Origin of the sequence: Ohtaekwangia sp. (assembly GCF_036786105.1) — a bacterium.
GTDB lineage: Bacteria > Bacteroidota > Bacteroidia > Cytophagales > Cyclobacteriaceae > Ohtaekwangia.
In genome coordinates, this window is the sequence record NZ_DAIQRQ010000100.1 from 1 (window position 1) to 11236 (window position 11236).

4 protein-coding genes are annotated in these 11236 nt (G+C 45.3%); 2 read left to right on the top strand and 2 right to left on the bottom strand.

The window, feature by feature from the left end; genetic code table 11:
• On the bottom strand, positions 1 to 1754 hold a 1754-nt coding region (locus tag V7Q33_RS22470; protein ID WP_333821374.1), incomplete at its 3' end, for a fibronectin type III domain-containing protein.
• 48 nt (positions 1755 to 1802) lie between these two features.
• Positions 1803 to 5936 carry a T9SS type A sorting domain-containing protein gene (locus V7Q33_RS22475; protein WP_333821376.1) on the bottom strand — a complete coding sequence of 1378 codons (4134 nt, stop codon included), beginning with the start codon at positions 5934 to 5936 and terminating at the stop codon, positions 1803 to 1805.
• Between the two features lie 207 nt (positions 5937 to 6143).
• On the opposite strand from V7Q33_RS22475, the gene V7Q33_RS22480 reads away from it, so the two are divergent.
• Both V7Q33_RS22480 and V7Q33_RS22485 read left to right on the top strand, forming a co-directional pair.
• Entirely contained in the window at positions 6144 to 10565 is a 4422-nt protein-coding gene (locus V7Q33_RS22480) for a hypothetical protein (RefSeq protein ID WP_333821378.1), read from the top strand.
• A gap of 10 nt (positions 10566 to 10575) precedes the next feature.
• A partial coding sequence (locus tag V7Q33_RS22485) for a hypothetical protein (RefSeq protein WP_333821379.1) occupies positions 10576 to 11236 on the top strand: 661 nt, incomplete at its 3' end.

Consider the following 11236-nt stretch of genomic DNA (forward strand, 5'->3'; position numbering starts at 1 on the left):
CCCGGAACCTTGGTAACTTTCGTTTTATCTCCATCCTTCTGTACTACGAACTGATCGCCATTCTTGTCTTGTATAATAATTGCTTTGTCGGGAGATGCCAGGAGTATCTGTGCTACTTCTGCGTTGGTGGTTACATTGCCATTGGCATCGGTAATGTTGAGATAGCCTATACCTTCGGCAGTGATGGTATCAATGGCTACATCATACGAAATGATCTTGTTGTAGAAATCAGTACCGGCCCATTGGTCGCGGTTCTGTTGTTGAGTTTGCTGTTGCGCTTTAACAGTTGCATTCGCCATCTGTTGCTGAACCAGCGAGGCCACACCTTCCGTTACCACATCCATGCGTCCGCGAACTACCTTACGGTCGTCACGTATATAGATGCGATCAAACTGCACATAAAAAGAAGCACCGCCCAAATGCGCTATGCTCATGTGGCCTACACCTCTATACCAGCCATTACCGAGATTTACTATATCCAGCAGGGTAACATCAATATCATTCGCATTTACAACGGAGCCTTTAATGCCGGTAAGGAAAGGTTTGCCCATATCATTTTGCGTTGCAGCCGGCTGATTGCCACACTGCGGAATTTTGTGTGGTGGTGTTCTGAACTTTACTACATCGGTATAGCCGCCGAAGTATCCTTTACTTTTCCCCTGCACACGTGTTTCGTATTCGGTATCGGGTTCCAGATCATATAGTTTTATACTTCCATCTTGTTTGAACTGATCGGCAGTAAGGTTACTGGTAAACCACTCGTAGTTTGTGCCGGTCTTGCGATAGTTCACACGGTAACCATCAAAGTCACCGGACTGCCACCAGATTTTTGCCATTCGTTCAGTCTGGGCTTCGGCCTGCAGGCTCTTTACCACACCGATGTTAAAATCAGGATCGGCACCTCCGTAAACAAACGTACATACTTCTGAATAGCCGTTGTTCCGAAATGCATCTTTACCGTTGCGATCGATAGCGCGCACACGCCATACGTAAGTCATGTTTTCCAGCAGCAGCGGATCTGCCGGGCTGTATACATATTGCGTTGTGCTCAGCAGTGTTTTGAATACAGGCTGTGTACTCAACACGATATCATTTGGATTTCTGCCGGCCGGGCGTGTCTCAAAAAGTTCAAGCTGATACTCGGTGTCGGCTGCCGAATTGGGAGATGATGTGTTACGCGAAAGCCAGGAGAAGATAAGCTGCTGCGGCACGCGCATCGGTATTTTGGAGCCACATGCCGGGTAATTGATCAACGGAGGTTCACTCTTGGCTAAATAGTAAAATGTACCTCCCGCATTACTTACCTGCACATCTTGCCGGCGATAGTCATACGCGGTAAAGATGATCTGGTAACTTCCCTCCGGAAGTGCTTTGGTTCTTTCGTATTCTTCCTTGCTGTATCCGGCAAAATCTATATTGCGGCTGTCCAGGTAAGGCGCCAGCTCTGCTCCGGATATTACGGTGGGTATACCGGGATTTAAACTGATCGGAGGCGGATTATAGGTGCGCGAAGTGCGCATGATAATTTTTCCGTTCAGCTCTACACTCATCACGAGGCGCAGCTGATACGATGGTTGTGTTAAGTCGCGTTGCACCAGAATTACCCGAAGCTTTTCATTGCCGGGCGTAGCATAGTCGCTCAGGTATACCGAGTAAGGTGGAATGAGCTGAGGTGTGGATTGTACGGGGTAAAACTGCGCGCGGGCATTGAACGATATAGTCAACAGCAATATTGCTGTGCAGACGCTGATCATTTCATAAATTTTTCTAAAACGTATAGTAAACATGTGGCAACGAAAAATTTATTTATTGATCAGTATTCTAACATCTTCTGCGTCTGACTCTGTAATAACCCGAAGCAGATATACTCCCGCAGATACATCGGTCAATTCAATGGATTGCTTTACTTCTTCAACACCGTCCCACGTATTTTCATAATGCCTGTTGCCAAGCACATCATACACCAGAACAGAGAGGTTATATTTTTTGGATAGAGTCACAGAAAGTTCAAAATTCCCGGTTGATGGATTGGGAGTTACCGAAACACTTTGTATCGGTTTATAGCCCGGCAGTTTTTCTTTTTCAATATCAGGATCGTATGGGCTTACGGTCATGTTCTTGGTTACCGAATAATCGCATCCGGCAAAGTAGCCCGTCATACTTACAAAGTAAGTCCCCGCATCCAGGAATCGTAATTGTGGAGACCATTGATCGTTGCTGATTACAATAGCCTGCGGATCAAACACCCAGTATATAGAATCCGGTTTGGGTACGCTCACATCTATGATTACCAAAGTATCCCTTGCATTGCGCGTTGTGGCTACCAGGAAATTAGGCTCAGGCTTATCGTTGCGCTGAACGATGCTGGTTGACGCTGTTACCAGGCAGCCTTTACTGTCTTTGGATGTGATGGTATAATTACCGACACCTCGTATAAAAACAGGATCTGTTTGGAAGGTTGCTCCGTTATCGATGGAATATTGATACGGAGCAGTACCACCTTTAATCGTTGCCGTAATTGAGCCGTTGGTTCTTCCATAACAAACCGGCACAGTTGCCAGATCTGCCCGTAATGCCTGAAGAGGTTGCTGAACAAGGGAAGCAGCCTGCATTTTACAACCGGCATGATCCGTTACCGTTACGGTATAGTCACCGGTAGTAAGCCCGGTAGCAGATGCAGCCGTTGATGCAGCGCCCGACCATTGGTATTGAAAGGGAGCGACACCACCCGTTACCGAGGCTACTATAGCTCCGTCATTTCCACCAAAGCAGCTCACATCTGTTATGGAGGTAGCAATTTCTATTTTAGGATTGATCGCTACGATATTATCGGTTGTTGAATTATCGCATCCATTCTTGTCTTTTATAACGATGGTATACTCTGCAATAGCAAGCCCGGTAAATCTACCCTGGTCCTGAAACCCACGGTTGTTCAGATTAAATTGATACGGAGGTAATCCTCCATCGCCGGTGTATTCCAATATACCGGTAACATCACCGTAGCAGGTTACATTTTTCTTTTCAACCAATACAGGAGCCAGCCTGGCGGATGTCTGCGTAAAGGTTATTGTCTTCGAGACCACACAACCTCTGCCATCCTGCACTTTTAAAGAATGATCTCCCGCGTATATACCCGTAAGCAGCGGGTCTTGCTGAAACTCGCCATTGTCTGCTGCGTAGGTGTAACCGGAATAGCTGGCACCATTGCCACCGCTGGCAGCCAGGGTAGCCGTACCATTACTGCCTCCGTAGCACGATATAGTATAACCATTGTAATCAGACAGTGTTTCGGTAAAGCTTAATGCTACCGATGGCTCTGTAATGGCATAGTTACCCGGATCGGTATACTTACATCCGTTTACATCGGCAATTCTTACCTGATATACATTGGCCGTCAATGGCGTTGATGCATCGAATGTTTTAAAATTCACTCCATCGTCAACAGAATAGGCAAATGTATAAGCACCCGTTCCGCCCGATCCTGTAATTGCTATATTTCCGGTTTCGCCCAGGCATTTTATATCATTAACCTGTACATGAGCTATACCTATTGGCCCCGGCTCTGCAATTGAAACCTCGTTTGAAACTGCCGGGCACTCTTTGTCATCCTTTACCTTTAACCGGTAAGTCCCTTCACCCAGGCGTGTAAGACCGGGAGTAGTGGCACTCAGTTGCGACCATGACGAGCCTATTTGTGTTTCCCAGGTATAGCGATAGCCACTGGCCGAGGGCGTGCCTCCGGTTACATCAGAATAGATTTCTCCATCCGTTAATCCGTAGCAGGATATATCTTTTCCCGATATGGTAGCCGTTACCTGCGTTGGTTGACTTATTGTAATGGTGGGGTGAACGTATTTGTCATTACAGGTAATAGTGTTGCGAACTGTGATGATGTAATCTCCCGCAATAAGGCCGGTAAATTCTCCGGTCGCATTGGAAAGTGTAGTTGTTCCGGAGAGTTCGTAAATATAGTTTCCTGTTCCTCCTGTACCTGAAACAGTGATCGCGCCGTTAGCGCCATTATAACACGTCACATCGCTTATCAACGGTGTATTTATACCTAAAGCAGCCGGCCCGCCTATTGCAAAGGTTACAACGGCTCCGTTACAATCCAGACCATCTTTTTCTTTTACTATTATTTTATAATCAGCGCTTACCGGTAAACCTGTCCATGTATAGGTAGCAGCTGTTAAATCCAGTGTATTATATAATGTGCCATCCTTATAAATCTGATAGGTATAAACCGATGAGACTGAAACGTCTGGTGCTGCTGATTTCGATACGGTAATCTTCGCTGTACCGTTACCGGGATCAGTACAAGTAGCATCTACCTTTTGAAATTCAACCGTGCTGACTTTGACAGGTTGTGTTATATCGAAGTTGGTTGTTACCGTGGGGGTACAACCATCACTAACAGTAAGTCGATACGAACCGGGCGATAGTTTGTCAAATGTTACCGTAGCGTTAGCCGTAGTGCTACCCAGCGAAGCTGATGTGTTTGTGGTTTGATTCAGCAGATCGTATGTTACAGAGCTATATTTTCCGTCCGAAATAGTTACAGCGATGGCTCCTTCATTTATTCCGTTACACGCCAGATTCTGGGGCGTGGAGAAATTGGCTTTCAGATCGGCAACCACAGGTACAGTATATACACCCACCCTTCTCGGGCAAAATCCTTCTGTGCCAGCATTGTTTAACAAGAACAGTGTATAAGTTCCAGGTTTTACATTCGGTATATCAAAACTTCCACCGGAAGCGCTGCCCGAAATATCGGATGCGGACAAGCAACTGCCATCGGTATCAGGATTACACCCGAGTTTATCGATATTCCCCTGTTTTAATATATACCGATAGGTGCTAAACTGACTTGTTACACCGCTGACATGTACTATACCGTTGGCTCCCAACGGGCACGAAGGTTCTGTAGTAACCGTGGTAGCATCGGGAGGGGGTGGCACGAATTGATAATATATGGAAGAGGCGCTATAGGCACTCTCTGATTCGGCCCCAACGGCTTTTAACCGGAAGGCCACACTTTGCGATGCTGTCAGGCTTCCATTAAATATAGCCTGTAATGGATTGAAGGTAATGGTCGGATCATCTGTTACAGTCAGGTCGCGCCAGAGTGGCAGACTTTCAGGGTAATAACTGGAGCAGTCCGTTGTACAACGATCATACATTTCATCACACGCAAAGCCAATGCCTTCACTTAAGCAGTTATTGTAGTCCTGAGTACATCCTTCAAGGCAGTTGTAATAATCCGGATTTGGCACAGTCTCACCAAGAATTGTATACTGCCATTTATAGGTAAGCCCGGTTGTATTGGTTGCACTTTCATAACCAGGCGCATTCTGGGCGGTAAGTGTATAATTCTCATTGGAGCAATTCTGTCCTGCATTTCCGTTCGGGGCACTCTGCGCAACCGGAGTATATCGAACCTTTATATAGGTATCTACATACGTGCTACCGCTCACTGTTCGCATGACGAAAGAAGGTGAGTAAACCCCCGGAGCATAGTCATTTAGGTTAATTGATTTCCAGACCTCGGCCTGATAGCGGTCGGGCTTACGGGTAGTGACCCCGCTTACGCCTTGTGAAGTACAGTCATCGCTTGATGCTTTACGTTCTTCATGTGTTACAACTCCGAAATCAAACACCAATCCATTAACGGTGGTCGAATACGTCCGGCCAACGTCCAGCCACCCCGTTTGAATGTTCGGGAGTTTGATACAGTTATCATTTAGCCAAAGTGCATATCCCCACTCATCTTTCCATTGATATTTATATAATCGAATACGGGGACCGTACTCATCACCGTTATAGCCAGAGAAATAAGCTTTTTCTACATAGAATTGAACATTGTAGGTCTGGGCGAACCCCGGAGAAACCGATAGAAAGGCTATACAAAAAAATGCACACCGTAAAAATTTACTCATGCCAACTAGGGGATTAAGACATCACTTACACAGCTAGACGAATTTTTCAACTCGCCGATTGTAAAAGTATTAATCCTCAAAAATCAATTATTTCCCTTTAATGTATGTTTCTTACAGTGTAAGATAAACAATTATACCTCTCTTTTTCGTTTCCGTAAAGTCGGCTTTAAGCCATATTTTGACAGTACTAAACTCAATCGTTACTGTATGTTGGCTTTTAAGCAGTTCAGCGTGGTTTCGCGCATTTTAACAATATTTTTTCTTTCCTATACTTACTTCGCTCATGCGCAAGCCGACTATAAATTAGTTTCCGGCTTTGAAAATGCAGTCATTTCAAAATGTAAGGTTGTACAGGAAAATTGCAAAACTACAACCAAACTAAAAGAAAACGACCTTACCAGTTTACCTATCGGTATAGCTCCGCAAGGCTGCAACGGAACTACTATTATAGTTATTGATAGTGCATACTGGGGGGAGAAAAATGGGTGGTTTTATAGTGCCTATGCTTCAGTAATTATACCGGGAACCACCAAACCTATAGCCTTCGCAGCGAAAAATATAGGCTTCAATGGCGGTGTGCTGTCAGGCTCTGCACAAATGAAACTGGTTCTGGTAAGCCCCCAATCCATAAAAGTCAACGATAACCTAACGCTTGAGCTACCCGCAGACGGCCACAATTACATAGAATTTGATTGTGACGGCTTTAAAACCATAAATCTCAAAGGGAATTTCATTTTCTCAGACGGTCTTCTGAAACCGGACCCGGATTTAGCGAAAGGCATCAAAACCGTAACGGCCAGTTTTGAGATCAACACGCACGACATCAACAACATCATGGCCACCATTACTATTACGCCTTTTCGTATAAGTGGTCTGGATGACGTGTCCTTTGAAGTACACAATGCCGTGGTAGACTACAGCGATATCGTTAACCCTTCGGGATTTATATTCCCACAGGGCTATCAGCAAACCTATGGAGCGGACATAAATTTATGGCGTGGCTTCTACCTGCAAGACCTCACGGTTCGGATAAAAGGATTGTCTGGTGACAGTACCGCGAATGCAAGTAAAAAACCTTTCTCTATATCCGCCCGAAATCTCATTATAGATGACCTTGGTGTATCGGGTATATTTACTGCTACTGATCTGATTCCGCTGAATGAGGGGTCTGCCGATGGCTGGCCTTTCTCAGTAGATAAACTCTCCGCAAAGATTGAGCTTAACCGGTTAACCGGTGGATCGCTGGAAGGTTATTTAGGCATACCTTTCCTTGGCGATAAGCCTGCGGGCTATAGCGCCATGATTGAGCAGGAAAACAATAACATGAATTTCCGCTTTGCCATTGCTATTCCTGATTCAATGGTCTTTCAAACACCGCTATCTGCTACTATACAACTCAACAAAGGTTCTGTTATAGCCCTGGAGAAGAAAGGCAACGGGAAAATTATTCCATCTGCCTTGCTACATGGTACAATTACGGTTGGTGGAAAGCTGAATGCAAAAGGACTTGCATTTCAAAACCTCGGCCTCACCACAGCTAAACCTTATGTTACCAGTGGCGAGTTCTCTACTATTGGTATGGGCCAATCCAAAGGGCTTGGCAACTTCCCGCTCCAGATCAACGATATAAAACTGAGTATATACCAGGGAGAGGTTGCACTGGGCTTCGGCCTGACACTTAGCTTCATGAACCGTGAAGATAAGCCGTTTGGCGCCTCTACTCACTTGGACATACTTGCCAGGATGGAAGAGAAACAGGTTACTGTTTCCCGCGATGACGGCCCCACCTATACCCATACGAAACACGAGTGGAAGTTTGAAAAGGTAAAGATACGCGATATAGCCATTGATGTACAGACACAGGCTTTCACGCTGAAAGGATCATTAACGATATATGAAGATGATCCGGTATACGGAAATGGCTTTCACGGAAACGTTGCTTTTGCTATCAGGAAGATATTAGAAAAAGGAATCAAGGTAAATGCATACTTTGGCAGTAAAGATGATTTCCGGTACTGGCACCTGGATGCGTATGTTCCGGTAGGGCAGATACCTATATTTCCACCTGTATTCCTGACGGGAATCCAGGGGGGTGCATCTTACAAAATGGTGCGGCAGCAACCTCTGCAACCCGATTTTTCGCAGATCGGCAGTGTGGAAGGCGTAAATGCTCTTCAACAAAAAGATTATCTGGTATATATACCTGACGGAAAAGCGGGGCTTGGATTTTTAGCCGGTGTATCGCTGGTGGTTGCCAACGACAATGCGATCAATGCTGATGTGATGTTCGAAGTACAGTTCAATCAGGGCGGTGGTTTAAAATATATCCGCTTTGATGGTTCAGCGTTCTTCTTAACGCCCACCAAATCGCGCCAGCGCGTTAAAGGTGGCGAAGCCCCTAAGGCAACAATTCTGGCTCAAATGAGCATGCTCTTCGATAATGATAACGATGTCTTTCATTCAAATCTTAAAACCTATATTAATCTCGCAGGAGTTGTCAACGGTATCGGCCCCGAAGGTTTAGTGGGAGAAGCGGTAATACACGTGGATAAACATGACTGGTATACCTATATAGGACGGCCCAGCTCGATGTTTGGTGTAAATATACTTGGGTTGGCTACTGCACAATCCTATTTCATGGTGGGTACGAAGATCGAAAACCTTCCTTTGCCGCCTTCTGAAGTGCAGGAAATATTCGGAGATATAGACTTACGCCTGATGCGTGATGACCTTGCTGCCGCCGGTGGTAAAGGTTTTGCAGCGGGTGTTCATTTTAAAATCGGTTTCGACTCGAAAGATCGGCTCAGACCATTTTATGTAATGATTGCAGTAGGTGCAGGAACAGACATCATGCTTCGTAATTATGGCAATGCACAATGCGTAGGACGCGATGGCCGACTCGGTATCAATGGCTGGTATGCTTCCGGGCAGGCATACGTATTCCTGACAGGCAAAGTCGGTTTGAGAGTAAAGAAGAAATCATTTGATATAGTAAGCCTCGGTCTGGCTGCCCTGCTTCAGGCCAATCTTCCGAACCCCGCCTGGATGCGCGGTATGCTGGCGGGTAGATATTCAGTACTTGGTGGTCTGGTAAAAGGTAAATTCAATCTCAAATTTGAAATTGGTGAACAATGTGAAATGCTGCAGCAAGGTGCAGAGGTAGCAGATATTGTTGTGATCGCAGATATTAAACCTGACCCCAACAGCACCGATGTAAATGTGTTCACCGCTCCGCAGATTTCATTTAACACCGCTATAGGGCAAGATTTCAGTATGACTGATTTTCAAAACAACGTAAACTCCTATAGAATTGTACTGGATGAATTCACATTGTCAAAAGACGGAACAAAAATTCCCGGTACAATCCAATGGAATGCAAGCAATGATGTAGCTATTCTCAAAACCGCTGAGATATTGCCACCTAAATCTAACCTGAATGTTTCTGCCAAAATCCATTGGGAGAAACGATCGGGCAATGGCTTATGGGAAGCTGTGCATGATAACGACAACGTAGTAATTACCGAAACCAAGGAAACGCAATTTACAACCGGAGAAGCACCTGACTTTATACCGGAAGAAAATGTAGCGTACAGCTACCCGATCAATTACCAGTATAATTTATACATCAACGAATCAGGAGCCGGTTATGTAAAATTAAATTATGGGCAGGCGTATCTCTTCCAGGCAACAGAAGGAACTACAACCTGGGATTATATAGCCAGATTCAGAGACAATAAAGGCAAAGTAAGTGAAGTGCCGCTGGCGTATGATGTAGCACAAGCCCAAGCAAACTTCAGCTTCCCTGCACTGGAGAAGCAGGCGATCTATACCATGACCTTTATCAAAAAGCCTCAATCGAATGGGCCTGTTGATCAAAATGTGCAGCGACAGCAAGTGACCGTAGATGCAGGAGATGGAAATGAAATGACCACCAACTCCAATACACTTGCCGGAACTGTTACTCAAAATGTAGAGAAGGAAATATATTCATCGGCGTTCCGGGCCAGTCAGTTCAGTACCTTCGGTGAAAAATGGCTAGCGCTCGGCAGTGGCCAGGATGCATTTGATGTAGCTAAAGGTAATGTGGCTGTAATCGGCAAACGCATGAGTATCACTGAATCATTCGATGACTATGAATTGCATGGCAAAGAGGGCATGGAACCTTTGGTACAGGTAGTAGCTTCACCAGATAACGCCTGGTTCAAAAATGTGATCTCTCCGTTACTATACGATCTGTATCCTTATGATAACGACATTACGATTTCGTGGCGGAAACCGGATGTACTCGGTATCAAGCCACTCAAAGGTGTAAAACTTACGGGCAGTGTAGATCCTTTTAAACTCACAGATTCCAATGTCACGGCTGGCAAAGCACCTGCCACCAGCGGCTCGGTACTGATCGGATATTATCTGTCGTATTATGCTTATTGGGACTACAATGAGTTACTGAATAAAGCCTCCGCTAAATACCTGGATAACTGGGGAAGTCGTCCTGCAGGTGTTAAACGCCTGATGACCGATACAGGGTATACTGACCTGCTTGAAGGCAGCTATCCGGTCGATGTAAAATATACGTTACCGGGTGCGGAAAAACCTAACTTTACTACACAGGTATCCATTAAATTCTAGTTGGTAAATCATGATTCGTAAAATCACTGGACTTCTGTTTCTGGTAGTTATATGCGCTGTTGCCGTTGCACAGCAAAAAACGTCTGTTGCTATCTTGTCAAAATCAAAAGCAGATGGTGTCTGGTTGCGATGGGCTCCCACAGATCCTTCTTACTGGCAACTGGGAAATAAATACGGATATATCATTGAAAGATTTACTCTCCGTGCCGATGGCGAGCTGGAGCCCGGTTCACAAACTACAATCACTCCCACTCCTTTAAAAACGCTCACCGAAGCAGAATTTGATAAGATTGCCGAGACCTCAGATGAAGCTGCCGTGCTTCAGGAGTTGCTATATGGCAAGGACTTCAATGCCAATTTTTCGGCCAATGATCTGGCATCGGTCTTAGCCAAAAACAACGAGCTTGAAAATCGTTTTGGTATAGCATTGCTCATGTGCGATCTGTCAATCGAAGCAGCAAAAGCTGGTGCCTTGTTCTTTAAAGACCCTTCCGCACAGAAGGGGAAACGCTATATATATCGCATCAAAATAGCAACCGAAACTATAAAGCTGGAACCCGGTGTAGCTGTAGTAAATGCGACTGAAGAAAACCCGATGATGGAACTAAAAGACCTCAAGGCGCAATTCGGAAACAGGAAAGTTACCCTGAGCTGGTCAACACTCATGCACA